The organism is Actinoplanes rectilineatus, assembly GCF_000962825.1.
GTDB lineage: Bacteria > Actinomycetota > Actinomycetes > Mycobacteriales > Micromonosporaceae > Actinoplanes > Actinoplanes rectilineatus.
The window spans coordinates 1-26931 of sequence record NZ_JZKF01000108.1; the positions used below are offsets into that span (position 1 = coordinate 1).

27 protein-coding genes and 2 tRNA genes are annotated in these 26931 nt (G+C 65.1%); 8 read left to right on the plus strand and 21 right to left on the minus strand.

Features of this window, described 5'->3' with window-relative positions; genetic code table 11:
- A partial coding sequence (locus WH85_RS41275) for a hypothetical protein (protein ID WP_083449658.1) occupies window positions 1-1713 on the plus strand: 1713 nt, incomplete at its 5' end.
- Here the strand turns inward: WH85_RS41275 and WH85_RS41280 are convergent.
- Window positions 1696-3963 carry a hypothetical protein gene (locus WH85_RS41280; protein WP_045747629.1) on the minus strand — a complete coding sequence of 756 codons (2268 nt, stop codon included), beginning with the start codon at window positions 3961-3963 and terminating at the stop codon, window positions 1696-1698. The two genes, WH85_RS41275 and WH85_RS41280, sit on opposite strands and share 18 nt — an antisense overlap.
- Before the next feature lie 371 nt (window positions 3964-4334).
- Window positions 4335-4748, minus strand: coding sequence for a hypothetical protein (locus tag WH85_RS41285; RefSeq protein ID WP_045747630.1), 414 nt, complete (start codon window positions 4746-4748; stop codon window positions 4335-4337).
- Window positions 4749-4998: 250 nt separating this feature from the next.
- Here WH85_RS41285 and WH85_RS41290 point away from each other — a divergent pair.
- The 3 genes from WH85_RS41290 to WH85_RS41300 all read left to right on the plus strand — a co-directional run bounded on the left by WH85_RS41290 (window position 4999) and on the right by WH85_RS41300 (window position 6953).
- A tRNA-Asn gene (locus WH85_RS41290) sits at window positions 4999-5071 on the plus strand.
- A gap of 427 nt (window positions 5072-5498) precedes the next feature.
- Complete coding sequence (locus WH85_RS41295; protein WP_045747631.1) at window positions 5499-6758, plus strand: FAD-dependent oxidoreductase; 1260 nt, start codon at window positions 5499-5501, stop codon at window positions 6756-6758.
- Between the two features lie 121 nt (window positions 6759-6879).
- Window positions 6880-6953 (plus strand) — tRNA-Ile (locus tag WH85_RS41300).
- Here the strand turns inward: WH85_RS41300 and WH85_RS54275 are convergent.
- The 12 genes from WH85_RS54275 to WH85_RS53490 form a co-directional block, all read right to left on the minus strand.
- Window positions 6913-8091 carry a tyrosine-type recombinase/integrase gene (locus WH85_RS54275; RefSeq protein WP_157411552.1) on the minus strand — a complete coding sequence of 393 codons (1179 nt, stop codon included), beginning with the start codon at window positions 8089-8091 and terminating at the stop codon, window positions 6913-6915. The two genes, WH85_RS41300 and WH85_RS54275, sit on opposite strands and share 41 nt — an antisense overlap.
- Window positions 8092-8093: 2 nt before the next feature.
- A complete protein-coding gene (locus WH85_RS41310) occupies window positions 8094-8294 on the minus strand; it encodes a helix-turn-helix transcriptional regulator (protein ID WP_425394692.1) in 201 nt (66 codons plus the stop codon).
- On the minus strand, window positions 8291-10045 hold the full coding sequence (locus WH85_RS41315) for a replication initiator (RefSeq protein WP_045747632.1): 1755 nt from the start codon (window positions 10043-10045) through the stop codon (window positions 8291-8293). Before WH85_RS41315 ends, WH85_RS41310 begins: the two co-directional genes overlap by 4 nt.
- Window positions 10042-10557 (minus strand): hypothetical protein, encoded by a 516-nt coding sequence (locus WH85_RS41320; RefSeq protein WP_245674319.1) that lies wholly within the window; start codon window positions 10555-10557, stop codon window positions 10042-10044. Before WH85_RS41320 ends, WH85_RS41315 begins: the two co-directional genes overlap by 4 nt.
- Window positions 10539-11936 (minus strand): FtsK/SpoIIIE domain-containing protein, encoded by a 1398-nt coding sequence (locus WH85_RS41325; protein WP_045747633.1) that lies wholly within the window; start codon window positions 11934-11936, stop codon window positions 10539-10541. The genes WH85_RS41320 and WH85_RS41325 overlap by 19 nt, the downstream gene beginning before the upstream one ends.
- Complete coding sequence (locus tag WH85_RS41330) at window positions 11936-12247, minus strand: hypothetical protein (RefSeq protein WP_045747634.1); 312 nt, start codon at window positions 12245-12247, stop codon at window positions 11936-11938. Before WH85_RS41330 ends, WH85_RS41325 begins: the two co-directional genes overlap by 1 nt.
- A 96-nt stretch (window positions 12248-12343) precedes the next feature.
- Window positions 12344-12775, minus strand: coding sequence for a hypothetical protein (locus WH85_RS41335; RefSeq protein WP_045747635.1), 432 nt, complete (start codon window positions 12773-12775; stop codon window positions 12344-12346).
- A gap of 121 nt (window positions 12776-12896) precedes the next feature.
- The gene (locus WH85_RS41340; protein WP_052721182.1) at window positions 12897-14108 is read right to left on the minus strand and encodes an MFS transporter; all 1212 of its coding nucleotides are present in this window, start codon (window positions 14106-14108) and stop codon (window positions 12897-12899) included.
- Between the two features lie 4 nt (window positions 14109-14112).
- Window positions 14113-14331, minus strand: coding sequence for a DUF397 domain-containing protein (locus WH85_RS41345; protein WP_045747636.1), 219 nt, complete (start codon window positions 14329-14331; stop codon window positions 14113-14115).
- A 2-nt stretch (window positions 14332-14333) separates the two neighbouring features.
- Window positions 14334-15209, minus strand: coding sequence for a helix-turn-helix domain-containing protein (locus WH85_RS41350; RefSeq protein ID WP_045747637.1), 876 nt, complete (start codon window positions 15207-15209; stop codon window positions 14334-14336).
- A gap of 164 nt (window positions 15210-15373) precedes the next feature.
- On the minus strand, window positions 15374-15571 hold the full coding sequence (locus WH85_RS41355) for a hypothetical protein (protein WP_157411545.1): 198 nt from the start codon (window positions 15569-15571) through the stop codon (window positions 15374-15376).
- Between the two features lie 72 nt (window positions 15572-15643).
- Window positions 15644-16000 (minus strand): helix-turn-helix transcriptional regulator, encoded by a 357-nt coding sequence (locus WH85_RS53490; RefSeq protein ID WP_245674318.1) that lies wholly within the window; start codon window positions 15998-16000, stop codon window positions 15644-15646.
- 453 nt (window positions 16001-16453) lie between these two features.
- On the opposite strand from WH85_RS53490, the gene WH85_RS49535 reads away from it, so the two are divergent.
- Both WH85_RS49535 and WH85_RS49540 read left to right on the plus strand, forming a co-directional pair.
- On the plus strand, window positions 16454-17335 hold the full coding sequence (locus WH85_RS49535; RefSeq protein WP_157411546.1) for a helix-turn-helix domain-containing protein: 882 nt from the start codon (window positions 16454-16456) through the stop codon (window positions 17333-17335).
- Complete coding sequence (locus WH85_RS49540; protein ID WP_083449661.1) at window positions 17310-17531, plus strand: DUF397 domain-containing protein; 222 nt, start codon at window positions 17310-17312, stop codon at window positions 17529-17531. Before WH85_RS49535 ends, WH85_RS49540 begins: the two co-directional genes overlap by 26 nt.
- 4 nt (window positions 17532-17535) lie before the next feature.
- On the opposite strand, the gene WH85_RS51195 is transcribed toward WH85_RS49540, so the two are convergent.
- The 5 genes from WH85_RS51195 to WH85_RS41385 form a co-directional block, all read right to left on the minus strand.
- A complete protein-coding gene (locus WH85_RS51195; RefSeq protein WP_157411547.1) occupies window positions 17536-18177 on the minus strand; it encodes a hypothetical protein in 642 nt (213 codons plus the stop codon).
- Between the two features lie 100 nt (window positions 18178-18277).
- On the minus strand, window positions 18278-18592 hold the full coding sequence (locus WH85_RS41370) for a hypothetical protein (protein ID WP_045747640.1): 315 nt from the start codon (window positions 18590-18592) through the stop codon (window positions 18278-18280).
- A gap of 1 nt (window position 18593) precedes the next feature.
- The gene (locus WH85_RS41375) at window positions 18594-19313 is read right to left on the minus strand and encodes a hypothetical protein (protein ID WP_157411548.1); all 720 of its coding nucleotides are present in this window, start codon (window positions 19311-19313) and stop codon (window positions 18594-18596) included.
- Window positions 19314-19332: 19 nt separating this feature from the next.
- Window positions 19333-19668: a hypothetical protein gene (locus tag WH85_RS41380; RefSeq protein WP_045747642.1), complete on the minus strand. Its 336-nt coding sequence runs from the start codon at window positions 19666-19668 to the stop codon at window positions 19333-19335.
- Window positions 19665-19982 (minus strand): hypothetical protein, encoded by a 318-nt coding sequence (locus WH85_RS41385; RefSeq protein ID WP_157411549.1) that lies wholly within the window; start codon window positions 19980-19982, stop codon window positions 19665-19667. Before WH85_RS41385 ends, WH85_RS41380 begins: the two co-directional genes overlap by 4 nt.
- A gap of 1393 nt (window positions 19983-21375) precedes the next feature.
- On the opposite strand from WH85_RS41385, the gene WH85_RS41390 reads away from it, so the two are divergent.
- Together WH85_RS41390 and WH85_RS51200 are read left to right on the plus strand one after the other, a co-directional pair.
- Window positions 21376-22962: an AAA family ATPase gene (locus tag WH85_RS41390; protein WP_045747644.1), complete on the plus strand. Its 1587-nt coding sequence runs from the start codon at window positions 21376-21378 to the stop codon at window positions 22960-22962.
- A 2-nt stretch (window positions 22963-22964) separates the two neighbouring features.
- Window positions 22965-23804 carry an HNH endonuclease gene (locus WH85_RS51200; RefSeq protein ID WP_157411550.1) on the plus strand — a complete coding sequence of 280 codons (840 nt, stop codon included), beginning with the start codon at window positions 22965-22967 and terminating at the stop codon, window positions 23802-23804.
- A gap of 567 nt (window positions 23805-24371) precedes the next feature.
- Here WH85_RS51200 and WH85_RS51205 read toward each other — a convergent pair.
- Window positions 24372-25211 (minus strand): hypothetical protein, encoded by an 840-nt coding sequence (locus tag WH85_RS51205; protein WP_157411551.1) that lies wholly within the window; start codon window positions 25209-25211, stop codon window positions 24372-24374.
- A 485-nt stretch (window positions 25212-25696) separates the two neighbouring features.
- Window positions 25697-26931, minus strand: a 1235-nt coding sequence (locus WH85_RS51940) for a hypothetical protein (RefSeq protein WP_211275607.1), incomplete at its 5' end; no start/stop codon positions are given.

The following is a 26931-nucleotide window of genomic DNA, read 5'->3' on the forward strand; positions in this document are numbered from 1 at the left end:
GCCGAGCCGAGCCGAGCCGAGCCGAGCCGAGCCGAGCCGAGCCGAGCCGAGCCGAGCCGAGCCGAGCCGAGCCGAGCCGTGATCAGCGTGCCGGTCGGTCCCGGCTCCCAGCAGTGGGTGACCCTTGCGGCGCAGCGGACCCTGCTCGCCGTCGCCCGGACCGTCACCTCCACCGGCCGGGTCCTCGACGCCGTCCAGCTGCTGCGTGACGACCCCCGGGTGCAGGTCGTCTTCGCCGTCAACGACACCTCCCCGTTCAGCGACGGCGTCCCCGAGATGCTGCGGCGGGCCGGCGCCCGGGTCGTCCCGTGGCGGCAGCTGCCCGGTCTCCGGTTCGACGCCGCGCTGACCGCCAGCGAGAACACCGAACTCGGCACCGTCGACGCCCCGGTCCTGGTGTTGCAGCACGGTGTCGGCTTCCACAAGGATCTGCCGAATTCGCGGGGTGACGGCCGACGCCTGTCCGGCACGGTCCGCCCCGCCGACCGGCACGGCCGTCGTGTCCTCATCGCGGTCACGCATCCGCAGCAGACCGCCCAGCTCGCCGAGCACGATCCGGCTGCCGCCGCGGACACCGTCCTGATCGCCGACCCGATGCTGGAGCGGATCCGGACGAGCCGTCTTCTGCGGCATCGTTACCGGTCCGCGCTGGGTCTCGGCGACCGGCGGCTGATCGTGGTGACCTCCACCTGGGGACGGCAGTCCCTGATCGGGCGGTGGCCGGAGCTGCCGGCCCGTCTGCTGGCCGAGGTCGACGCCGACACCGCCCGGGTGGCCACCGTCCTGCATCCGAACGTCACCGCCGGTCACGGCGCCCTCCAACTGCGACTGTGGCTGGCGGCGGCCCGGGACGCCGGCCTGCTCATGGTGCCGCCGGACGCGGGCTGGCAGGCGATGCTCGCCGCCGCCGATGTCGTCGTCGGTGACCATTCGTCGATGAGTCTGCTCGCGGCCGGCGCCGACGTGCCGCTGCTGCTGGCGCCGCTGGCCGGCGAGGTCGTCCCGGGCACCCCGATGACCGTGTTGAGCCGTTCGGCGGAGCGACTCGACGTGCGGCGCCCGCTCGCCCCGCAGGTCGACGCCGCCGTCGCCGGGCACACGGCCGGCCGGTACGCCGCCGCGGTGGACGCCTCCTTCGCCGGCCCGCCCGCGGCACGCCCGTTGCGGGCGGTCCTCTACGAGTTACTCGACCTGGCCGAGCCCGACGGGGCCGCGCCACTGGTCGGCTGGGCTCCGCCCGTACCCGAGAAGGTCGATGTCTGTTCTTTTCTGCTGCGGACCCGGCTGCTCGGCGATCGTGTCGAGGTGTCCCGGTTCCCGGCGGCGGTGCGGCGGTACGCGACGAAGCCCGCCGAGGGCTGGAGTGATCATCTGGTGGCCGGCGACGACGAGTGGGATCTGCGGCTGCTGCAGAGCGCCGAGATCCTGACCCGGTCCGCGGTCACCGGCCGGGCGGAGGCGGCACAGTGGGCGTCGGCTTGTCTGGACCGGTTCCCCGGAAGTGCCCTGGCCTGCGCGAAGACCCCGGAAGGTGCGGTCGGGGCGGTCCGTGGCGGAACCCGGGTGGAGATCCTCGGCGAGGGTGACGTGGTCTCCCTCGCCGCCGTCCTTCACACGCTCGCCCGCGACCGGAGCCTCACCGACGGCGACCGGCTCCTGTGCACGGCACGTGGTGAGGCCCGCGTCGCGGTGCGCTCACTTCCCGGGTTCTGACAGCGCCCGGATCTCCGCCGCCCGCGCGCTGTGCTCCGCCACCGCGGCCTGGTCGCCCAGCGCGCCCGCCGCCCGGATCAGGTCCTCCCGCACGTCGAGCTCGTAACGCCACAGCTCGGCCACCGCGAAGAACGCCGCCGCCACGGCCAGCTCGTCGTAGGCCTGCCGGTGGTGCCCGAGCCGCAGGTGGGCGGCGCCGATCGCGGCGTCGGCCCGGGTCGCGTTCCGGTCGTCGCCGGCCGCGTCCAGCCCGTCGCGGGCCTGCGTCAGCTGGTGCACCGCGTCGGCGCTCCGGCCCGCCGCGTCCAGGAACAGCCCGTAGTAGAAGTGACCGAGCGCCACCCCGCGCTCCAGCCCGACCTCACGGAAAGTGTCGATCGTGGTGCGGAACGCGGCTTCCGCCTCGGCCCGCGCGGCGGCCTGTTCCGCTTCCGGGGCGGCCCGTGCCACCCGGTCGAGGATCCGGGCGTGGAACTCCCACACGGTTCCGGCGAGTTTCCGGTCGTTCGCCGCCGGCAGCAGAGCGAACGCGGACCGCACCTCGGCCCGGGCCCGGTCCAGGTCACCGGCCGTGCCGTGCGCCCCGGCCAGCGTGCAGTGGATTTGGATCTCGATGTCCGGCCGTCCGAGCCGCCGGGCCGCGCTGATCGCCAGGTCGGACATGGCCACCTGGTCGGCGAGGTGCGGATGGTTGAAGTACAGCGCCTGGGCGGCCGTGGCGAGACGCAGCACCTGCTCGTCGGCGCCGAGCGCCGGCCCGACCCGGGCCACCCGGAGCAGGTCCTCCCGGCTGTCCTCCAGCGCCTGCAGCGCCCGGGCCCGCCGGTCCGGACCGGTGAACGGCCCGGCCGTGCGCACCGGCCCGCCGATCAGCCGTCGGCGCTCCCCCATGATCGCCCGGTCGGCCGCCTCGGCGAACTCGCAGAAGTGGTCCAGGGTGCCGGCGACCACCCGTTCGGCCCGCACCGGATCGATCTCGGTGGCCAGCCGTGCCCCGTGCGCCCGGATCAGCGGATGCACCGCGTACCGGTCGCGGGCCGGCCGTTCCAGCAGTTTCAACCCGAGCAGCTGGTCGACCGCCGCCCGGCGGGCCCGGCGGTCGGACCAGCCGATCCGGTCCAGCAGCGCCTCCGGGACCTCCGCCACCGGCGCTACCCCGAGATCACGGTAGAGCGACCGGGAGTCCTCGGAGAGATGCCGGTAGACGTTGGTGAACAGCGGGTCGACCGCGCTGCCGTCGGTGCCGGGAAGCGCCAGGGCGTCCAGCGGATAGGACTCGCCGGCCAGCTCCTCGACGAGGTCCGCAACGGTGAGGCCGCTGTCGAGCCGCAGCCGCCCGGCGACGATCCGCAGGGCGAGCGGCAACCGGCCGCAGAGCGTGACCAGGCGGGTGACCGCCGCCGGATCGTCGTCGACCCGGCCCGGTCCGCTGCCCGCGGCCAGAAGTTCCCGGGCGGCCGCGTCGTCGAGCGGCTCGACGTCGATGAAGTGTGCGCCGTCCATCGCCAGACCCCTCACGTCATGATGGGTGCTCACCAGGACCACGCTGCCCGGCGCGGTCGGAATCAGCGGGCTGATCTGGGCGGGCAGGGCGGCGCCGCGAAGCAGCACCAGAACCGGCTCGTCCGCGGTCCGCGTCCGGTACAACGCCAGCCGGCCGGCGGCCGTGTCCGGCAGCAGTCCACTCGGCACGCCCAGGGCCAGCAGGAACGCCGTCACGATGGTGTCCGGGGACTCCGGGCCGCCGAGCACCGGGTCCCGCAGTTCGCGGACGTCCGCGTACAGCTGATGACCGAACCAGTCCTGGCGCTTGTGTCCCCACCGCAGGGCCAGGGCGGTCTTGCCCGACCCGGGCGTGCCCCGGATCACCACCACCGGTGTGGCGCCCGCCGCCCGGTCCCCGCGGATCTCGTCGAGCAGCGCCAGCGCCCCGACCTGGTTGACGAAGTCGGACGGCCCGGCGGGCAGCAGCCGCACCGTCACCGGTGCCGGCTCCGGCGCCGTCAGCGGAAGCGGGGCGGCGATCCCCAGCAGCGCCTGGATCCGGGCGCCGAAGTCCGGATCAGCCTCGAGGATCTCCCGCACCGCCTGCTCGAGCGCCGCCGGATCCCCCGAGTCGATCAGGTCGGCCCGCTTGCCCAGCCGCCGCCGCAGTTTCCCGCGCACCGTGCCCCAGGCCGCCCGGCCGGCGTCCTCCCCGGCCTGGGTGAGCACCGCCGTCATGATCGCGGCGACCAGCGTTTCCCACATCAGTCCCCCACGGTCCACGAGCGACAATCGACACTCGTCAGCGTAGTGGGAACCCGCCATGCCGGGCCGGCGTGGTGACTACGGCCGCGCTGAGCGCCCCAGATCACCACACCCGCCGTGGAGCGTGGTGACTACGGCCGCCTCACTGTCACCACCGAAGACTGAGCACGAAACGTGTCCAGCCGGCGGGCATCGCGGCGACCCGGATCTGGTGCGGATCCCCTCGGCCTGTGGTCGTGGCCGGTCACCGGCGTCTCGCGCACAGCGCCTGGGTGTCCTCGGGTTCCGTCCCGTCCGTCCCGTCCGTCCCGGAGCGGGAACGCGCTCGGGCCGCCCCCCGAAAGTCGAGGAGCGGCCCGTGAGCTGGTGCGTCAGTACGTGGTGCCGTTGGCACCGGTGGTGCTGGTCGTGGTGGTGCTGGTGCTCTTCGGGGTGACACCCGTGGTCGTCGTGCTCTTCGGGGTGACACCGGTGCTGGTGGTGCTCTTCGACGACCCGGCGAGCGAGTCGCTCGGGGCCAGCAGCTCGTCCGTGGTGGTGCTCGAGGTGGACGTGCCCGTCGTGTTCAGCTTCTCACCGAGCTTGGACGACTGGATCTTGTCCTTGCCCTCGGTGTACAGCTTGTTGGCCTGTGCCTGGGCGACACCCGCGGCCTCCTGCACCGTCGGGTGCTCCCACACCTTCTGGGCGTTGGCCCGGATCTCCTCGTACTTCTCCCGGCCGGCACGGCTGCCCAGGACGAAGCCCGCCGCGAGACCGGTGAGGAACATCAGCTTTCCGCGCATGATGGCGGCTCCTTCCGTTTCGTGACGCGCTTGCGTCAGCGTGACGCCGGTGCGTCTGCTGGGGTGCATACCCATCCTGTCGCGCCGATACTCCCGTTGCTCCTGGTTTCCTTGCTTCTCATCCGCACCGAACCCGGGAGGGGGTATCCCGTTTTCGCGAGGGCCGGATGGTCATGTAGTCTGTTCCACGTCGCAAGGGCAAGCCCCGAGAGACGAGAACGGCAGTGAAGATGCAAGGCAGTACAAGCAGTCCCCGATAGCTCAATTGGCAGAGCAGCCGGCTGTTAACCGGCAGGTTATTGGTTCGAGTCCAATTCGGGGAGCCTCCGATCAGTCCCAGACCGTTGGTCTGGGACTTTTTCGTGTACGCGGCCGCACGGTCCCGCATCCGACCCGCGAACGGGCCGGCCCCATGTGTCTCCCCAGCGGGCCCGGCGTTCAGCACGTCGCACGGCCCCACCTCGCGACCGGTCGCCGGCGCGCGACCTCCGCGCCCGACACATCGCAGCCGCCACGGCCGTCGGGACTCGAGCCTCTCGGATCGCGGTCCCCTATCCGCGGAACAGTGTCCGAGATGCGACTGCCCGGCCGGAGTGAGAGATTCTGTGGATCAGGGTGGTGGTGCCGGTGATCCTGGGCAACCGGAGAGCGGGTAGCGCGTACCCTCACATGGTTTTGATCTTTTGTCTTCTTGGTGTTGTTTGCCCGGTTAGGCTGATCCTCGCGTCGAATGCAGCCAGTGAGGTGGGTATGTCGCAGCCGGAAGTGGACGTGGTCATCGTCGGCGGCGGAATGGCCGGGCTGGCCGCCGCCCGCCGTCTCGACCGCGCCGGCGTCGAGTGGCTGCTCATCGAGGCCGCCGACCGGCTCGGTGGGCGGGTCGGCACCGAGATCGTCGACGGCTGGCACCTCGACCGCGGCTTCCAGGTGATCAACACGGCCTATCCGCGGCTGCAGGCCCTGGTCGACATCGCCGCGCTGGACATGCGCTACTTCACGCCCGGCGTCATGGTCCGCCGGGCCGGCGGCCTGCACCGCCTGGAGAACCCGCTCCGCTCACCGCTCACCGCCGCGCAGACCCTGACCTCCGGCGTCGGCACCCTCAGCGACCGGCTCAAGTTCGCGGCCCTCGCCACCAGATGCGCCACCCTGCCCGCCGCCCGGCTCCTCGACGAGCCGGAGACCAGCACTCAGGAGATGCTGCGCCGCGCGGGCCTCTCGCACCGGATCATCGAAGAGGTGCTGCGGCCGTTCCTGTCCGGCGTCTTCGGCGACCGATCCCTGGAAACCTCCAGCCACGTCACCGCGATGGTGCTGCGCTCCTTCACCCGCGGCCGCCTCGGCGTGCCGGCCACCGGCATGGCCGCGCTGCCCGCCGCGCTCGCCGGCCCACTGCCCTACCCGCAGCTGCTGATCGGCGCCCGCGCCGTGTCGGTAACCCCCGGCCTGGTCGTCACCGAAGCCGGTGAGCTCCGCTGCCGCGCCGTCATCGTCGCCACCGACCCGTCCACCACAGCCGGCCTGCTGCCCGCCCTACCGCGGCCCGACATGCACGGGCTGACCACCTTCTACTTCGGCGCCGGCCACGCCCCCATCGACGAACCGATCGTCATGCTCGACGGCGACCGGCGCGAAATCGTGGCAAATACCGTGGTGATGAGCAATGCGGCTCCGGAGTACGCGCCAGGTGGCAAAAGTCTCATCGCCGCGACAGTGGCCGGCGCCTCAGCGGTCTCCTCAGCCTCCGAAACGGTGCTCCGCGTCGAACTGGCGCGGATCTACGGCGTACCCACCGACGACTGGGATCTGCTGGAAGTCGTCACCCTCCCGGAGGCGCTCCCCGCAGCCCGCCCGCCGATGGGACGTTTGCGCAGGTCAGTAACGCTGGGAGGAGGAATCTTCGTGGCCGGCGACCACCGCGACAGCCCCTCCGTGCAAGGCGCACTGGCCGGCGGCTGGCGAACGGCGGGCACCGTCCTGGCATCCTTCGGGGTGCGGGCAGGCACATAGAGTCACGTGGCGCGCGGCGGCCCACAGGACGTCCCCGCGCTTCACGCCAGGCGAAATGCCTGGTGCGGCGATAGATCGCTAGCTCACGGTGCGGGGCACGGGATAGTATCGCCGCCGGTACGGGGCGGTAGCTCAGTGGGTTAGAGCAGGGGACTCATAATCCCTCGGTCGCGGGTTCGAGTCCCGCCCGCCCCACTCTTCTAGCCTGCTTCTTCGCGGGCGGCCGGACCGCGTCGAAGGCCGGTCCTGCGGGTGCAGTCCGCAAACAGTCCGCACTTCGAGCGGTTACTGCCTGGTCAAGGCGGTCAGCGACCTGGTCCAAGTCGTCCTCGAAGAGGTCCGCGTACACGTCCAGAGTCATGGCCGCTGAGGCGTGTCCAAGCATTCGCTGTACGGCTTTGACATTGGCACCCTCCGCTACCGCCAGGCTCGCGGCGGTGTGGCGCAGCTCGTGCGGGGTGAGGCCCTTGAGCCCGACGGCCTCCGCTGCCCGGTCGAAGGCCCGCCGGCGGAAGTTGTTGTTACGCAGCACGCCGCCCTCCGGAGCGGTGAACACCAGGTCATCGCGGACACGGCCGGTGATCTGGTCCGTCAATGGGTCGACGAGGAAGCGCGGGAAGGGGACCGAACGGCGCTGGTGCGTTTTCGGGGTGCCGAAGACGGCCTTGCCGTTGACCTCCGTCATCGATTCGGCGACCAGCAGTCGGCGTCTGGTCAGGTCGACTCTCTTCGTCTTGAGGGCCGCGAGTTCACCCCATCGAAGTCCTGTGTACGCGAGGACCCTCACGATCAGGCCGTGCGGTTCCGCGGCGTCGGCGAGATCGGCGACCTGGGCGTGGGTCAGAAAGGTCTTCTCGGCCTTACCGACCCGGGGCAGGCGGACGCCGACAGCCACGTTTCGCGGAAGCCGACCGTCCCGGACCGCTTCGGCCAGCAGGAGCGAGAAGACGCGGTGCGCCTGCCGAACAGACGAGGCAGCGAGCCCAGCATCGGAGAGCCGACGGACCCACTCGCCTACATCGGTGTGGGCCACTGCCGAGAGCGCTACGCGTTCCCAGACCGGTAGGACCTGGTTGCGGAGTACGGCTTCGTAGCGGAAGCGGGTCGACGGCTTGAGTTGCACCTGGTTGGCAATCCAGCGGGCTGCCCAGTCGCCGACCGTGACCTTGGCCAGGGCCGGATCGATCCACTCGCCGCGGGCGATGCTGGTCTTGACCGCGGCGAGCCAGCGTTCGGCGTCAGCCTTGCGGTCGAAGTGGCGGGAATGCTCGTGGCCGCTGATGTCCCGGTAGCGGGCGCGGTACTTGCCGTTGGGGCGTTTCGCGATGCTCATGATCAGGCCGCCTCATCCAGCCAGGACTGCACATCCACCGGGTCGTAGCGGAGGTGCCGGCCGACCTTCCGGGCGCGCGGTCCCTGCCCGCGGTGGCGCCACTGGTAGAGCGTGCCGACCGGGATGCCGAGGTAGCCGGAGACATCGTCGACCGACCACAGACGAGGTGCGATGGGCAGTTGCCGAACAGTTCCGCGCCTCACCGATTGGTCTCCTCTCGGGTGTTCGGGGCGTGGTCGTCTACCGCACGTCTCGCGGCGTTGAGCTGTGTTCGGCGTTGGATGCGTTGAGAGATCGCCCGTAGGAGCCGGTGTTCCAGCGCGGGCAGGTCGGGATCGTCGTGACGGGCCATCTCCCAGACAACCGCCGGCTTTGCCGCAGCGTCGGGTTCGGGTTCCTCGGTGGTGACGCCGAGCAGCGCCTTGACCCAGGCGTGAGCATCCGCCCTGTGGTCGGCGAGGGTCTTGCCCGACCAGTCGCGGGAGATGAGCACCCGGCGACCACCGATGCCGAGAGTCGTCTTCTGGTGGACACGGCCTTTGCAGTGGCCGGGGCGGAGCCGTCCGTGTGCCTTCTTGGGCTGGACGCCGTAGAGCAGCCAGTTCGAGCAGCGTTCCGAGCAGGGCGTGACGCGGAGTTCGTGCCAGAGCCGGTCGAGGTGCTGGCGTTGCGGGTCGCTGGTGGTGGTGTGGCAGTCGGCCGCGGACTTGGTCACGTACTTGGTGATGTAGCCGATCGTCCGCTCAGCGTCCCGCGTGCTGGGTTCGACGCCCTTGGCCTTGACCTGGGCGCCGAACTGGACCAGGTGCGCGGGTTCAGTATCCGGGTCGTCGTCGAGGTCATCCAGAGCCTCATCCCACGTCGCCAGCGGACGGCCGGTGTCCGGGTCCACCCACATCTCCGCCGTGGCGTTCCAGGCTGGTGGTCGATCGATCGGGTACCGGAGCCGGTCGGCCGGCGGCCACCACACCTGGTGGTAGGTGGCCTTGGCGACCAGCTCCAGCATCGACCGCGGGATGGTCCCCCGGATCGCGAAGTGCGCATGCGGGGCAAGGCGGCGCTGCGGCTCGACGCAGCCCGCGTACTGGACGTTCCAGCCGACCGCGCGGCGAAGGTTCTGCCAGTACCGGTCGAGCAGCCGAGGGAAGTGCACGGCATCCCAGGCGGCCCGGCGGTAGTCGTAGCGGTTCGGGTCGACCGGGGTGCCGAGAAGCGGATCATCCTGGGAGTGCCACCGGCGGCAGGAGCAGGGACGACCCTGGTGGATCGAGTGGACCGGACCGTAGCTGTCCAGAGTCAGAGTGAGCCACATCGACGGCCGGTGCTCGACACCGTCCGCACCGGTGTAGGTCTGGCCAACCGTGCGCGCCTCCACCTTCTGCCGAGGCAGGTCGGGCACGTCCTGCCGCCGTTTCGTCGATCGCACCCGCCGGGGGCCGTTCTCGTCGCCCTGCTCGTCGCGGGAGTGACCCGGTGCGATGCTGCCGCGCAGACCTCCCGCGGCGATCTCCTGCTCGATCGCGCCGATCGACATGTCAATACGTTCCAGCTCTGCCGCCCGCTCGTCGGGCTCCATCGCGACGAGTTGGAGCGCGGCCCGCTCGAATTCCAGGTGCGCCCGTGCGGTGATCAGGTCCCGCTGTCGCGGTGTGGCCGGCGCCGGACCGGGAAGCGGCTCGTCGGTCCGATGCCAGCCCTCCCGGATCTGGACCTGCCGCAGCCGCCGTGCCCGCTTCGCACACGGCGGACACTTGGCTTCCAGCGTGGCACCGCACGGCAGGTCGACGAGTTCGGTCTTGCCGGTAGCCAGGTCGGTGCGGCGTAGAGCGATCGGGCGGATACAGACGCCGTGATCGACGGCCAGGTCTTTGAGCGCGTCAACGGCCCGGGGGTTCGCCAGACGGGCAGCGCGGGAGCCGGGGCGAGGCGTCACCGTCTGAATCGCTGTGGTCATCGGGTCACCTGCCCGATCACCGGAACTCCGCTGGGCCGGGAGACCGGACGAGACGGGATCGGCGCGATTACCGGTGCTGGCGTCGGAGTTGGGACCGGAACAGGCGGAGAGTCATTCTTCGAGGATGTTCCGGCGAAGACGAGCTTGACCAGGCCCATGAATGCCAGCGCGGGCACCGCGGACAACAGCCATCCCGACGGGCTGGGCTGGGCGACAGCGAGTTGTGCCGACAGCGACAAGGTGGCGGCAGCGACGAGCAGGAACAACGGGTATCCGATCGAAGCGCCGTCACGGCGACGCTGCTTGATGGTCAGCAGCGCGGCGACGGGGACGAGTTCCGAGATGACGGCATTGACCCAGCCAAAGGCGTCCGGGGTGCCGTGCGGGACGTGGCGCATGGTCCAGTCGTGGACGTGGCTGAAGGAGGCCCACCCGGCCGCCACCGCTACAACGGTGACGATGACGACCAGGGCGAGGCTTTCGATCCGGTCTTTCACGCGGCCACCCCGTATTCGTCGGCCATGTCGCGGACGGTCTCGTCGGTGCAGTAGGTCAGCCGGACTCGCATCGGGGTCGGATCACCCTCCAGGACGACGAAGCCGGTGCCGGGCTGGGTCTGCGGGATGCGATCGCACAGCGCCCCGCGGTCACGCATGTTGTCGCCGAGCACGAGATCAACTTCAGACGGCTCAGACAGCCGCAACCCGATCCGGGTCGGGAACAGTCCACGTGCCGGAAGGACTTCCTTGCGGGGGTCCTGGATCGCGGCGACAACGTGGACGCCGACGGCACGGCCCTGGGTGAGGACGATGCCGAGGGCGGCCTTGATCCGGTCTTTGAGCTGGCGTTCGGTCAGGTAGGCGGTCAGGTTCGCCAGCTCGTCGATGACCAGGACGATCAGCGGCTCATCCACCGTCGGCCGGTGCTGGCGGACGTGTCCGGCGAGCCGAGCGGCGCGTTGTTGAGCGGTGGCCGCCGCCTGTTCGAGCATCGCGGCCATCTCGGCGAAGTCCCGCGAGGCGAACTGGGCGAACAATGGCCGGCCGATCCCGAGTTCCATGCCGCCTTTGGGGTCGATACCCCACAGTTCGACCACACCCGCCGCCACTCCCCCGGCCAACGAGCGGACGATGGACCAGATCACCGAGCCCTTGCCGGAGCCGGTCGCGCCGACGATCAGGACCTGAGTGCCGAACAGGCGCAGGCAGTAGAGGCCGCCGTCTTCCTGGACGCCGATCGGTAGGGCAGTGAAATCCGGTTCGAACGGGACCGGGAACGGCTCCACGGTCTCGTGAAGGGTGTCGCCACGCATGAGGACCAGGACCACAGTGCCGTAGGTGGGGCCGGGGACCGCCTTGACCTGGCGGACGCCAAACGTGTGCGCCAGACGCTCGGACGCTTTGGCGAAGTCGTCCGGGATCTGCCCGGTCACCATCCGGACCAACACCTCATCGCAGCCGGCGCGGCACCGCACACGGCGGATCAAGGGGATGATGGTGCGATTCTCGTAGGAGATCGATAGGTTGGCAGTGACCATGGCGGCCATCCACCGGCGGCGATAGGCCAGCCTGCGGATCCGGGCCAGTACCGGCCAACAGCCGAACCGCAGCCACGACTTTCGGTGCGCGAAGGACCAGCCGGTCGCCACCACAGCAGTCCCACCGACCAGCGCGGCGAGAGCCTGCCAGCCATGGGCGAAGTAGAGCCAGACCATGCCGGTGATCGGCGCGGTGGCGTACCAGTTCCTGACGTAGGCCATCACCAGCCAAGCCACGGTCTTGAAGACCTGCCAGACGATCGCCATCCACAGCGGGATCTTCACGAACGGGGTACGGACGTTCAGGGGCGCGACCGGGATCGGGTCGCCCTTGATCACGTTGATAAGCGGCATCACCGCACCGCCCTGTCCGGGTCATCAGCGGTCAGCGCCTGCCGGATGTGTTCGAGGCGCTCGGCATCGCTGACAGCGGGGATCAGCAGCGCCCATGCCTCGATGCGGCCGACCAGAGCGGCGTAGCGGTACAGACGCTCCCGGCCGAGCTGCGCTTGCTTTTCGAGTATGTTCCGGGCCTCCGGATCAGCGCAGGCCGTACAACGGTCGACGTCGGGCGGCAGCGATTTGAGCAGCTCGCAGCCGGCACACGTACGCCAAATGGTGTTGCATCGTGTCGTGATGCGGGCAACGTCAGATACCTTGGGCATCGCAGCCCTCTCCTTTTGGGGTGGAGTGGTTGGGCGCCCGGGGCGGGGAGAACTTCTTGGCGGTTGTTGGCCCCACTCCCGGGCGTGACTACTCGGTCAGGCGGCGGCCTTGGCCGGAACGCCAGCCGCGCTCATCTGCGTGGCCCGGATCGACCAGGCGAGACGGGACCTGCAGCGGTCCGATGAGCCCTTACATCGCTGCGAGTCGACGTAGGGCGTCAGCGTGACGTTCTTGAACTCGACGGCCGGCGGATAGCCGGGAATCGCGGGCGTGGGCGCGACCGGCTGCTGAGCAGCCAGAACCTTGACCTTGACTTCCTTCGTCCCGCCGAAGCGGCCCGCCTGTTCGTCCAGGTCGAGCACTCGGACCAGCCAGATCCGCTCGCCGGTCTCTTTGTCGCGGAGCTGGTCGTCACCCTGGCCGCGCTTCTCGAAGTCGGTCGCGGGTTCGACGCCGAGGAGCAGTGCCCCGGCCGGGAAGACGTAGTCGAACGGAACAGGCACCTTGAGCGCGTTGGGCACAGCCACTGCTGATCTCCTCCAGTTAGCCGCCGGACAAGCCGAGAAGGCTTCATCTATGCGTGCATAGATACTATGCGCGTGTGCATAGGCGACTGTCTAGTGCGGAGAAAAGAAGATTCTCGATCAATCAGGACTGGCGCTTGAAAGGCCAGGTCAGCAGGGCTGCACCCAGGAGAATCACCGGCGCTGCCATCAGAGGCGCGGTCAGGCCCCAAGTGTCGGCGATGACCCCGCCGGCTAGCGCACCGAGCCCGGCGAGGCCGAGACCGAAGAGCCGGAACGCGGCAACGACCCGGCCGAGAAGGTGATCCGGCGTGAGCGCCTGGCGCGCGGAGCCGACCGCCACGCTCGACAGCGAGGATCCCGCACCGAGCAGGGCGAGGAACAGTCCGGCAGCCCACGGGTTGCCCGTGAAGGCGATACCGGCCCAGGCGAGGGCCTGCGTTGTGTGCACCAGCGCCATGGTCTGCCGGTAGGACAACCGGCGTGTCAGAGGCCCCGCCTGCCAGCCGGCGACGACGCCCCCGAGGGCACTCATGGCAAGCAGCAAGCCGTATGCGGCATTGGGCACGGCCAGGATGCCCGTGGCGTATAGGACGAAGGGCGCCATGGCGATGTTGAAGCCGCCGTTGTAGGCGCCCATACTGAATGCCAGAACGCGAAGCTCACGGGTGCGAAACAGGTGCCCGAGGCCGACCTTGACGGCCGAGAGAATCGGCTCGTGATCACCGTCGGGCTTAGGGGTATCAGGTAGACGCCTGACAAGCAGGGCCGAGGCGAGGAAGGAAACCGCGTCCGCAGCGAACGGCAGAGCCCGATTGATCCCGAAGGCGGTCGAACCGAGGGGCGGGCCGAGCAGGGAACGGCCGACGGTGTCCAGCGCCCAGTAGCGACCGTTCACCTTGGCGAGAGCGTCCTTGTCGCGACCGACGATGGTCGGGATCACAGCTTGAGCCGCAGAGTCGAAGAAACATTGCGCTATGCCGACCAGCAGCACCGCAAGCACCAGTGCTGGCAGTGCCGCCCAGCCGGTCACCAGCAGTGCGACGAGCGCGGCCAGGACCACGGCCCGGAACAGGTCTGCCAGGATCATGACCCGCTTGCGGGACCAGCGGTCGACGAGCGCGCCGGCGGGAAGACCGAACAACAGCCATGGAATGTAGACGGCAGCCGTCACCAGCGAAACCTGGACCGGATCGCGGGTCAGCGCGGCAGCAAGAAGCGGTGCCGCCGAGATGAAGGCGCCGTCGCCGGTGACGGAGATACCGGTAGCGGCCAGGAGCGGGATGGTACGCCGGTCGATCTTGGCTCTTTCGCCCGCATCCTTGGCCGCCGTCATCCGGTCAGTTCGCCAGTTCGTCGAGGTTGAACTCACCGGCGAGCGAGCCAGCCAGGAAGGCGGTCCACTCACGCTCGTTGAACATCAGGATCGGGCCGGACCCGCTGTCCTTGGTGTCCCTGACCCCGATCACGCCGTCCACGTACGCGACCTCAACACAGCCGCCGTCACCGCTCCCCGTGCTCTTGCGCCACTTCGCCGAACTGAAGTCGGGTCTGTTCATGGTCAGATTCCCCCCAGGCCAGGACCGGTCAGATATCGCTCGATGTCGCTCTCAAGCGCCTGAAGGTATCGAACCGTATGACTTTCCGGGAGCGCAACGCTTTGTAGCCTGTTGAACAGTTCTGAGTAACGATCGGCGTCCTCGCGGGCCGAGAAGTACACGTCCCCGGTGGGCGCCTCCACCCACGCCACGGCGGGACTCGTCGGCTCCTTGAAGTCGTAAAGAGTGAAGCCCACCGTCGTGAAAACCGGCGACACCGTCCCGAACGGGATGATCCGAAAGTCGAGCGCCGTGAGCGAAGTCGAGCGCTCCACGAGCGACCGGATCTGAGCACGGATCAGATCGACGTCAGCAACACCCAGGAGCAACGCCCGCGCATCGAGGACGACTTCGTACTTCGGGGCGTTCGGCGCGGTCAGCATCTCCTGCCGCTTCATCCGAGCTGCGGCAATGCCGTCAGGATCAGCAGCGCCGGCAGCCGAGATGACAGCTCGGGCGTAGTCATAGGTCTGCAGCAACCCAGGTAGAACCACAGGCTGGTGATGCATGATCCGTGTCGCGGCCGACTCCAGTTGAGAGATAGAGCCCTGCCGACGCGGGAACCCGCCGGCACGAACGATCCAAGCACCTTCTCCGGTGTCTTCAGCTGTGGCGCCCAGCAGTTCGGCACGGACGTCGTCCGTTACGCCGTAAAGCGCCAGGAGGCCAGCCACGTCCTTGACCGTGAAGGCTGTCCGACCGGTCTCAATACGGGACACCTTGGACTGCGCCCAACCGAACGCGTTGGCCACGAACTCGCCGGAGAGCTGCGCCTGCAATCGAAGTCGCCGCAGCTCGGCCCCGATCCGGAGCCGCTGCGCAGATGCATCCGTCGGCACCGCGGACCCCTTTCATTCATGCATGCATGGATCACAGATCACCCTACGCTGACACGAACTTCTCGTCACGCGGCAGCATCCCCGCTGCTCGTGCATGGACACGACAAACGCCGGCCCCGCGATGCGGAGCCGGCGTTTCGAAGGATCAGCTTTGCCTCAGGCGTTCAGAGGGCGATACCTGCCGTTCGCGCGTACTGCTCCGCCTCCTCCGGACTGGTCTGAACGCCCTCAGAGCGAAGGAAGGAGCACAGCGCGACGGCCAGGTCGACGACCCCAGACCCGTCGATGAAGGCGTACTTGTAGTTGGACATGAGATCGGCCAAACGCTCGGCCACGAGGATGTCACCTGCACTCAGTTCCATGCGGCACCACATCTTTCGGTTTGGGCAACCCGCCCGTGATTCACATGCGCCAGGAGTGCTGACCCTCAAGCGCTACATCTCGCCAGGACTACCCGGCGATGAAGGACGGTTCAGCTCGATCCACTGCTTCACCTCAGACCTGAACCAGACCTTTCCGCACTCAGGGGAAGCCGCCGGGGTAGGGAAGTCGCTGCGGCAAGTCAACTGGTAAACGCGCTGTCGGCTTACCCCCATCATCTTCCTGATCTCCGAGGTGCCGACCAGGTCCAGTGGCTTGAGCAGCGGGGAGGGACCCTCTTGAAAGGCGACGCCGACGCGGAGAGTGGTGATGCACCTGAGAGCAGGATCCCGATTCTCAGGATCGAAGTCGTACTCAACCGACGCGCCGTCGAAACGTAACTGGATGTCTGGCCCGAAGACGAGATTCATGCCCGGTGACGGCGCTTCCTGCGCGGAGCCGATCCGACGGGCCAATCCACGCGGGCCGACTTCGCCCGCGGCAGTACAGAGAACTCAGTCGTTCTCGCGTTCCAGGTCATGCTCGCCAGGTTCTCCCATCGAGCGCGTACGGCGAGGATCTCCCTGTCGGCACAGGGCCAGAGCAGCCCGCACGTGCAGAACCGAGAGTTGAAGTACCGCCAGAACTTGCGCCGTCTGTGCATTGCAGACCCCCAGTCAGTCGGTAACTGGACGGGGCGCCGGCACAGGCCAAAGAGCGGAGAGCGGCCGGGTGACCCCTTGGCTATGCAGCCATAGATAACCGTACGCTGCGCTAGTGCGCCACGCAATTGCATGAGGTGTGCACATGAATCCTGCACCCGCGTCAGGAGATCATCGAAGGGAGGCTGAGAGACTGTGCGTCGACGGGAGGTGCGAGACCCCATGGCAGTACAGGGCGGCTCAATAGCAAGGCGGAAACTCGGCATTGAGCTGCGCAAACTACGCATCGCGAACGGCCTGACCGGTGAACAGGTGGCCTCACGCTTCGACTGGTCGCCATCGAAGATCAGCCGCATCGAGCGCGGCCAGTCCCCCACCACGCCCAGAGATTGCCGCGACCTCTTGACCCTCTACGGCCTATCCGAACGGTCCCAGGTCGACACGCTTGTCCAACTTGCATCTGTATCGCGGAGCCAGGACTGGTGGCACCGCTACGACGATGTCGTCCACAAGCAGTTCGCACACATCCTGGGCCTGGAGGCTGCTGCCAGCGCGGTGCTCACGTTTGAACCGGTCGTTGTGCCGGGCCTTCTACAGACTGCACGGTATGCCGAAGGTCTGGTTCTTGCCAACGGGCCGAGTGACAACGAGGAACATGTCCGCCGACGAGTCGAAGCACGGATGTTGAGGCAGCAGGTTCTCACTGGACCCGAGGCACCTCGCATACATGCGGTGATCGATGAAGCGGTCTTGCACCGCCGAGTCGGCGGAACCGATGTCATGCACGAACAACTCTTACATATCGCCGATGCTTCCGGTCGACCGAACACCACCGTGCAAGTACTTCCCTTCGGGTCTGGTGCTTACATGCCCGTGCAGGGCGGCTTTATCGCTTTACGCTTCGCTGACACCGATGATGGCGATATTGTAAGCGTCGAATTACTCGCCCGAACGCTCTATATCGATGATGCTCGCGAAGTAGCAATGTATAGGGATGCATGGGAGTCGGTTCTTTCGACGGCAGCCAGTCCGACAGACTCCCTGGCTCTAATTATGGCAGCGATCGAGGAGATGAGGCATGAATCCCGAACCCGAGAACTTTAATCGGCGCCTACTGGAATGGAAGAAGAGCAGCCGCTCGGGTGGTTCTGGTGGAAATTGTGTTGAGGTAGCCAGAATTGCCGAAAGCGGCTGGGCCGTCCGGGATAGCAAGAATCCTGATGGCCCGGTCCTGCGTTTCACTCTAGCGGAATGGGATGCGTTCGTTCATGGCGTCAAAGATGGCGAGTTTGAGGACTGAAACACTACTCCGCGAGAGTCTTTCCTGAGCACCGATCGCCATAGACGTATCCGCCGCACCAAGGGTGCGGCCTGACCTCGACAATTCGCCATCCATCATCCTCGGCCAGAAGAATCACCCAGGGATGAGCCTCGCTGTTGAACATCCGGAGCCGCCCGCCCCCCTCAGCAGCCGAAGTCCAGTTGCCTCTGACATCGGTTCGCACCTCAACTCGTCCCTGGGAGAGCGGGCGGACGTCGTACCCCTCCCAACTCATCCTTGCCGGGGCCGGATCGGTGGCCTCCATCTCGGAGAGGTATGCAGCCCGCTGGCGTAGCAGTTGATCTTGCCGATCATCGTCCAGCAACGGCGCGAGGCCCTCAACGTTGTTGTACGAGATCGACAGCAGATATTCGTTGGCGGCAGCTTCAGGGGATACTGCTCCGCGGCCGGCATCAGCGGTAGCCCCGGAGAACCATGCAGCCAGCCACATGGCGGGGCCACCGCAGCATCCCGCGAACATCGCCGGGAACAGGACAAACGCTAGCCAGCGGGTCTGAACAGGCCACGCCTTAAACCGCCTGGAGGATTGACTCTCCCATCGAAAGTAGCTGATCTTGCCCTGCTCAATATGCCGTCCCAACCAAGTGATCACCCGCAACACCATAGCGACAATGATCAATTAGTGTCTGGTTTTGATCCCCGCCGCCTCACCGAAGCAGGGAGGAGACAGTGATCCCGCCCGGAACACCCACCAACAGATGCGGCTAGGACGAACGGGAATCAGGATCAGAGAACCGCTCTTTCGCCTGCTCAACCATCTCTGCACGTTCATCGGCGCTTAGCTGAGACTCAAACTTGCGAAACTCGGCGAGGGCTTCGAGTAACGGCTCCGAGTAAGCCAACGTTTGGGCGACGTCGCGGAGAGTGATACGCCCTGCAAGGATATCCCGTGCCATCTCAGCGAGGGCCGGACCGGCAACGCCGCTGCGAAGACTTTCCAGATTGCGCCGTATCTCGGCAGCGAGTCTCCCGCTGCCGGCGACCTCTTTGAGCTCTTGGTCTATCGCGTCGCCCGTCATCTCACGCCCCCGGGCTGCTGTACGCCGCCGCAGGTAGAGGGACGGCAGACAGATCTCCGCCCCGGCCGCTGATAGTCATGCCGGTCCCGAAAACCCCTAGTAGGACACTTCCCGCCGTGTTGATCTTTAAGGAAGCGGAGTTGAGTAGCTCAAGGATCTGGATTGCCTGTAGGCCCGCCACTCCGTACCCGACTACCGCCCCGGCGCCAGAGGCCGCAGTCGCGGTGCCAGCGGCAGCGGCGATCGCAGCGATGATGACCTTGTCGGCCATGACCTGAAGGATGTTGCCGAGTTGGTTGGAGAGCTGCCAGGCTCCCTCAGCTGCCTTCTGATAGTCGGCTTGGATTTCCCGTAGGGCAAACTGCTGGCCGCTGGTGGCCGCAGCGATATTGGAGAAGTACTTGTCGGCAGCGTCGGCCGCATTGCCCTCCCACTGCCCGCCCAGCTCAATCATGCCGCGCTGGATGTCGATGCCTAGCTCTTGCATGCAGTCAGCCAGATGCCCCATGGCCTCACCAAACTTGTAGAGCGCATCCCACTCGCCGGTGAGGGCATCGGTGAAGTAGCCGAAGACGTCGATCCCGGTTGCCCTCTCAATGCCCGTATTGATCCAGGCTGAGGGGCTGACGTAGTTGAAGATGTCGACCGGGTTGACGAACCCGTTGCTCACAGTCTCGCCAGGTGTAGACGGCCCCACTAGGAAGTCGGTCGGATCAGCCACAGCGGCCCCCGTATCGCTTTCAGTCGTATGGCTTCAGGTAGCCCGCCGGCACGGGCGGATACGTCGCGTCGATCTCCGCCGCAGAGCTGAGATCTGTCGCCTGGTAGTCGTCCGCGGCAGCGTTCAGGCCCTTCGCGGACTCGGCCCCGAGCCTCTTGAGATGCGCCATGAGCTCGTGCAGCTCGGCCATGAGGTTCCGGTGCCCTGGCGCGGCCCGCCCGATGAGACCCGCCTCATGGAAGCTGAACGTCCCGTGCGTGGTGACGTACCGATCCGCCTCCTCAGCGACCCGCTCGATCTCACAAAGCTTCCTGGCGTAGTCCCGCAAAGCCATCGGCTCGACTCTGAATGTCATACCGGCGCCATCCTGTAGATGATCTCGACAGCAGCTATAACAAGGCCCAGCCCGAGGACCGCCAGGATCAAGCTCCGGCGCCAGAGCCGGTTCGTCAGCGCGCTATCGGTGGTTCGGTGCAGCTTCACCGCGTCGATGACCGAGTAGGTGAAGAGCACCGCAGGCACCAAGAGCATCGGCCACCCCAGCAGAGGGATTGGATCGCCCATTGCGGTGCTCACCACCTGGGCAAACACGACGATCAGATAGATTCCAGCGAGAAATATCGCAAACTTTCCCGCTGTCCGCTGCATCTCCAGTCTCGGGCTTTCCAACGGGTACCCTCCCGGCCGCAATCGTGAGTCCGGACGCTACCAAGGCAATCATGGGTGTCGTTGTTCAATTTCATGAAGTATCGAAAAAGACTCGCTTCCCATGCCTACACCGGCTAGCGCCCACCGGTTCATGCGAAAAGGACGATTAAGATCCTATATAGGCGCTCTTGTTCGCCGGCGTCACATGGAGTCATAAGCGCGGACGCAAGACTGGGCCAGGCATGACCGAATTCGACCAGAAGGCGTCACCACTCCGGTGAATCTCATGGCTACGGACGGCCAACGAAAGGACGAACTGTCCCACACAGGCCCAGGGCAGCCGGCATGTGTTCGTACTTCAAGGCGGCCCGAAACGGGCCGCTCACTCCGTCGCCGCGGGCAGCGCACCGCCGCCCGCCGGGGGGATGCGGGCGGCGGCACACTGAACGCTCCTAGGCGACACCCGTGAACAGCGAAGAAGGGCCGGGCTAGCCGAAGACCGCCGCCTGGACTGCCGGGGTTCAGAGTTTGGACGAGGGCCGACCGGTACGGCCTGGGCGACGCGGCCGAGCTGCCTGCCCGGGGTTCCAGGCGTGCTGCTACCGCCGGTGCCTGGGGCGGCGGCGCGCAGCGTGTCCGGGCCGCACTCACGATTCAGGGCACTAAGGCGTCGCAAGCGACGGCCGCACGCAGCCGCCCTTGAGTCGTGAGCCTCTGCGGCCCTAGCGGTCAGGGCTAACCGGACAGGCCAGGTATGGTTTTGTCCGCGAGTTCGGGCGCCACGGATCGCCAGGTTTCGACACCGCCGAGATCTCATCCATTTCGATAAATGCGAGTTTGCTCCCCGCCTCGGGCGAGACCCGCTCAGGCGTCGTTGGCCCGCTCCATCATTCACACACGGTGACGGGTGACTGAGACGGGGCGCGCCTTGTCCGCGGCAGAAGAGTGAGCAGCACCGACTGCATGGATAATGAGTTCCATTGCTGCACTCTCGCTATCCGTGACAGCCTACGAAGCATCGATCGGGGTTGTAGTCAACCCGAGCGCAGCACCATCACAGTCGAGCGGCGAACGACCCGGTTGAGATCTTCGGGAACCCTGATGGCTTTCGCCATCTCGCCCGGATATGTCCCGCACTCTCTGACGCCGAAGCGCCGGAAGGAACTCGCGTTTACGTTGACGCCGGCATCAAACCGTAAGGCCTCGGATCCGCTTCCTTGTAGCTTGCGGGCGACCAGCGAGGTCCCATGCAGCGGGCACGGTCGGCAGTGTCGGCATGACAGCCGACCACAGACAGCACTGTACCTACATGGCAGGGACCCTCCAGCGGAGTTGACGGCGCGGGCGCTATAGTGTAGGGACGAGTAATTATGGCCTAGACAAGAAGTCGGGCGCTCTCAGCCTAGGAGGACGCGTGCAATTCCGGGTTCTTCCACCTAAGGCTGACCCCCCCAGGGGGGCGCCTAATGTCGCATACCTTGTAGGTGACAACTGGAACGATTGGTTCCGATACTTCACCACATATCATCTTTACTACTGCGGCATCTCCGGAGAGCCCTACCCTATTGGACAAACAAAGATCGGACAGTTTGGACTTGGGGAGGGCAACGGCACCCCGGCCATTCCTGCCTCCTTCACCCATCTAGATACTTCTTTCTTCTCTCTTGGGCAAGAAGACACCTTTTATGAAAGATTGAACTCGCTCGGAGAGATGGTACGCGATGATATTTTGACTTCTCTGCGAGATGTAGCATTCAGTCAGGAAGTTTTTCTCGCGGCACGTAACGAAGATGTCATGGGCGAGAGCTTGCTGCGTCACGTTTCACCGCAGACCGTCGTGGGTCGCTATAAACGCCTAGCCCGCGGGGATGCCCGGTTGTCTCCCTTTGCGTTTAGCTATGAGGCGCCGAGGCCAGCCGACTTCAGAATCCCTGCTCTTAAGCTCACCTTTCGCGTTATGCCAGAGTCGGAACCGCCCAGCAATATTCACGTTCTCATCGGAACCAACGGGGTAGGAAAGACTCGACTTCTTCACCACATGATGCTGGCCGCTACAGGAGAGTTTCCGTCGAAGCCGGGTACTGGCACATTCAATCTGGAACGGATATCTGAAGACCTCGACGCCGCAAATCAGGATGACGGTCTATTTTCGGGCCTTACCTCGGTATCCTTTTCAGCCTTTGACTCATTCCCTCCCTTCCCGGATCGAAGGAACAAGGCGCATGGGACTGACTACACCTATGTGGGCTTAAAGAAAGTTGAAGGGTCGGCAACAGGTTCAGGATCGAATGAAGGAGCGCATAGGCCTAAGACCTCAGAGGAATTAGCGGAGGAGTTCGGCAACAGCTTACTTCGTTGCATCCAGATGGGCCGGACCAGGCGGTGGCTGCGCGCCGTCGAACGCCTGCAATCGGATCAGATGTTCGCTGAATCTGAATTCGCAGATATCACGGGGCCTGACGCGGGAAAACAAGAGATCAGCGATGAGGCCGTGAGAAGGTTCCAAGATCTCAGCTCTGGCCATAAAATCGTCCTCTTGATGATGACCCGACTCGTCGAAAGCGTCGAGGACCGATCGCTAGTTCTCCTCGACGAACCGGAGGCTCATCTCCATCCGCCGCTTCTATCAGCGTTTATTAGGTCACTGTCGGATCTGCTTAATAGCAGAAATGCCGTCGCTGTCATCGCCACGCACTCGCCGGTGGTACTCCAGGAGGTGCCTGCCGACTGCGTGTGGATGCTGAGGCGATCAGGTGACTATTTCGAGAAGGATAGGCCAAGTGTAGAGACGTTCGGAGAGAACGTCGGAATTCTGACGAGAGAAGTTTTTGGCCTCGAAGTAACACGGACCGGCTTCCATGCCCTCCTCAGTGACGCTGTCGACGAAGGCAACTCCTACGAAGAAATCGTTCTCAGGTTTGGAGCGAAATTGGGAAGCGAAGCGCGCAGCATTCTTCAAGCTCTGATCGCAGATTTGGACGAAGAGTTCGAGGGCGAATAACCGTGTGGCGCGCGCCTTTTCCGACCTCCACTGTTTCCGAAGTCCTTCAAGCATGCCTTAACCAAACCGCCATCCCTGCATTGAGAGAGCGAGTCGCTGCCGCAACTCTCGAAATAGAGGCCGCCACGCGCACCTTTGAGGCCGCAGGCCGGGCCGTATCGTTCTACTTGCTTAAAAGCGAAGACTTCCAGGTAGCTGGCGTCACCAAAGAGGAAATGGAGAGCATGTATGACCGGATGTCAAGAGCGGGAACGCCGGCGCGGTCCTTCTACGACCAAATACGAAACTCTCGCAAGCTGTGCCCCATGTGCAATCAGCGCATTGTGGAAACTGTAGATCACTATCTACCCAAGAAAAAGTTTCCGGCTTTAGCTGTCAGTCCACCTAATCTACTTCCGGCATGCAGCGACTGCAATAAGATAAAACTGGCATCCGTGCCGAGCGATATTCAGCAGCAAACGCTCAATCCTTACTATGATGACGTTGAATCAGCGCCTTGGTTGAAGGCGACGATTCGCCAGTCAGTCCCAGCCGTGGTGCGATTCTATGTCGATCCTCCACCGTCATGGTCTGAAGATCTAGCCGAGCGCGCAAAATTTCACTTCCGGACATTCCGTTTGGGACGTCTCTACAGCATTTATGCAGGTGAGGAAGCCAGCCTCATTCGGGCAGGCCTGAAACGTGACTACAAGCGTGGCGGTAGCGTGGCCGTACGACAGACACTAGCCGAGGCCGCACAAACTCGACTAGATGCGCGTATCAATAGCTGGCAAACCGCGGCCTACTTTGCGTGGCGGGATGACGATTGGTTCTGTAACTCTGGTTTCGATCTAATTGGATGAGATGAAACGTCATTGCCAATGGCCTCATTGAGTGGTCTGCCTGGCGGGCTCAGCGCACTGCGGTAGCCGGTTGCAGGTCATTCATCTCGGCAGATCCGCGTACCCGCGCCCGAGTGGCTTTATGATCGTTTGCACCCAGAGTGAGCGGGGCCTGAAGCCCTCGGCGCCATCCGCCGGCCAAGATCCGCAAGTGGTGCCGGTTCTCACGAACACCGGGGCGACCGGTGCCAGCAAAAGTGGTGCCGAAGGTGGCGAACATCTGGCGCTCAATCTTGCGAACGAAGCCACCAGGTGGCCTGCCCGCATGGTGCGCGCACCGCCGCCCCCGTTGCCGACCATCTCCGCCGAGCGGTGTCAAGACAGAGTTGACAGCGCGTACTGCATCGTGGCAGGGTTATCGGCGAGTTACGGGAGCGAGGACCTCAAGGTCCCGCTGGTTCATGACCAGGCGTTCCGCAGAAAACGGGAGATCCAGGTTAAATTCCTGGCACCTCTATGAGGTGTAGCTCAACGCTAGAGCACCCATTTTTCTACTTAAACCGCCGATCGCTTAGATCGGCGGTTTTCTTATATTCCAGCACGAATCATCGCATCTTCGATATCCGAAGCGGCAAATCTAATCGCACCAAAGTTCACGCGCGACAATCCAAGAGCCGATTTGATCATTTGAGCTCGATTTCCCGGCCTTCTTTGCTGAATCCAGTCAGCCACTAGCATGTCAGCCCATCGACTTACCGGCAGCGCCGATTGCAGGAACCCGTTAGCTTCCTCTGCAAGCCGCTTGGTTATAGCGAGAATTCCGAGCAACTCATGCAACCCCATACGAACAGGATCTCCAACGGAATAGGGCGGAAAGGGTTCGCCCGTAATCCGATCCCAGACCTCGAAGGCACCTTGCGGAACGCTCTGAATTCGGTTAATCAGGGTCTGATCCGCACGACCCCCGCTATGAATGTGAGTATTCCGGGCGACCCTGACTAGGTGAAATAGCTCCAGTGATTCGGGCGTAAATTGGGCGCCGGGTATCACGCCTTGGATTCTTTCATGCATGTTTGCAGTCTTGATTCCACTAGCTTGACCGACCGTCATCAGCCCCTCGGTAACCAACATGGAAGACATTCCCTGAAAAAGGTCCTCATGGAGAGCCAAGATTTGCGGAACTGCCAGGATTCCCAGCAATATCTCGGCTTCCTCAAGCACCTGACGCGCCCTATCCGCCCGCAAGTTGAAACGCGCTATATGCTCCACTTTGGGAAAGATCTGGCTCAGGGTCAGGGTAGAACCTGCGGTCAAGTTCAATGTCTGCGCAGCCAGCTTTGAGCCAGCTAGCAGTCCCATTACAGTGTCATTAGTCTGGATGCGCTGCTGCCCATAATCACGCCACTGTGCGTACTTTACGATGGCCACGTCTATCAGTATCTCAGAGCGTGCTCTCCATCGACCGCCGACGTGGCCGTGACAGCTTCACCACGTGCCCGCCCGAAGGGTCAACAGGGTCACAGTAAGTCGATCAACGGAACCGCTGCTCAGCGGTTTTGCAGCTCAGGGGGCATCTTGAGCAAGGACCCGTCCTGGCAGTGAGGAAGTGCCGAATTGATCTTTTCTGGATCAAGGCGCCGCGCAAGCGCGGCGCTGGCCGGTCGCGTTCGGCCTGCTGGCGGGCTTCGCCCGGCATCGGCCGACGCGCCGACCGATCATTTGGCCAGCCTCAGGCTCGGCACGAAGGGCTGCAACTCGGATGCCGAGGTCATGAGTGGCGCACGCGATTGGGCGAGGTTGAAACCAGCTCCCGGTACTTGAACCGAGAAGGAACGGCCTGCAAGAGCGTCAGCTGTGGAAGGCGCGCGAGGGGGATCGCCGAGCCTTCCACAGCCGAGATGCTTCTTCTGCGTCTACCAGCTACTGACCTTGTGAAGCATCTGGGCGAGGCTTTTCCCCCACCGCTTGCTCTGGGCTGATGGCAAACCCTGACTTTCAACGATCGGAGTTCCGCTGTCATCGAGTCGCTCTTCGAGGTGCTCGAAAAGATCAGTCAGATTTCGTAGGGACCGCTCAATACTTTCTCGTGCCTCGGCGAATGGGTCGGTCTTCTCCTGCCCTTGGTCCTTCGCCTGTCCTGACGGTTGAGCGGTTGCTCCCTCCTTCTTCGCCGGAGGGTCCTTCGGGAAGAGGTAGTACCTGAGCCGGGTGCTGTTTAGCGGAAGCGGGTGCCCGTCGCCGGCAGGGACGGGTTCACCGACGGCGTCGATCTCGACCGGTTGCTGTTCGCCTCTGCCGTCGCGGACGATGGAAGCCAGCTGAGCAATGCCGAGCGGTGTCCCCACCATGGCCTCGATCAGGTCAGCCACAGATCTCCGGTCCGAGCCCGACCCCTTGTCGTTTCGGGCGATCCGGAAGACGTCCTCGAAGACCGCTCCGTGATACAGCGCCCGAACGGCGAGTTCGATGCAGCTTGTACCTGGCACCCCAGAAGATGCAAGCTCTGCCAACGCTTCCTTCTCCAAGACGGAGATGCTGGAGCTTTGGACGGTCCAGGCGTGCTTGGTGGCAATCGCGGCACCGTTGACGATGACCTTGACGATCCGGCTGACGTTAGATTCAGTTTGGTCAGGATGGCCGCGGAACTCGCGTGCGGTCAGCTCAGCCGCCAGAGGCACCTTGGTCGTCTTTGTGACCCGGACTCGCGCGCTGGAGTTCTCCTTCTCTTGCCGGAGGACCAGGGCGATAGGGCGGCGGATGATGTCGTGAACCTGAGGGTCAGAGGTAGTAAACAGCCACATCAGCCGGGTAAAGCGATCATCGGGGTACTCGGCGATACCGGCCTCGGCAGCTTCCTCGCGTGTTAGCCGACCTCGTAGCCAGTTGTACTCGGTGCTGCTCTTGAGAAGACCACCGCGGTAGGCCGCTTGCAGGCAGTCATCGGCCATGGTCGAGTTCTGAGCTGCCTCAGTCCAGTCCTGTTTAGTGTTGAGATGCTCCTGAGCGACCTTAATTTTGATCGCTGCGGCCAGGTCAACGGTTCCGGGGCTGCCCTCTGTGCCAAGATCATGAGAGGCAAGATCTACTCTTGAAACGTTGAGTTGAGGGCGAGCGAGGAGACCACCACCGGTGGGTTCGAACAGTGAGG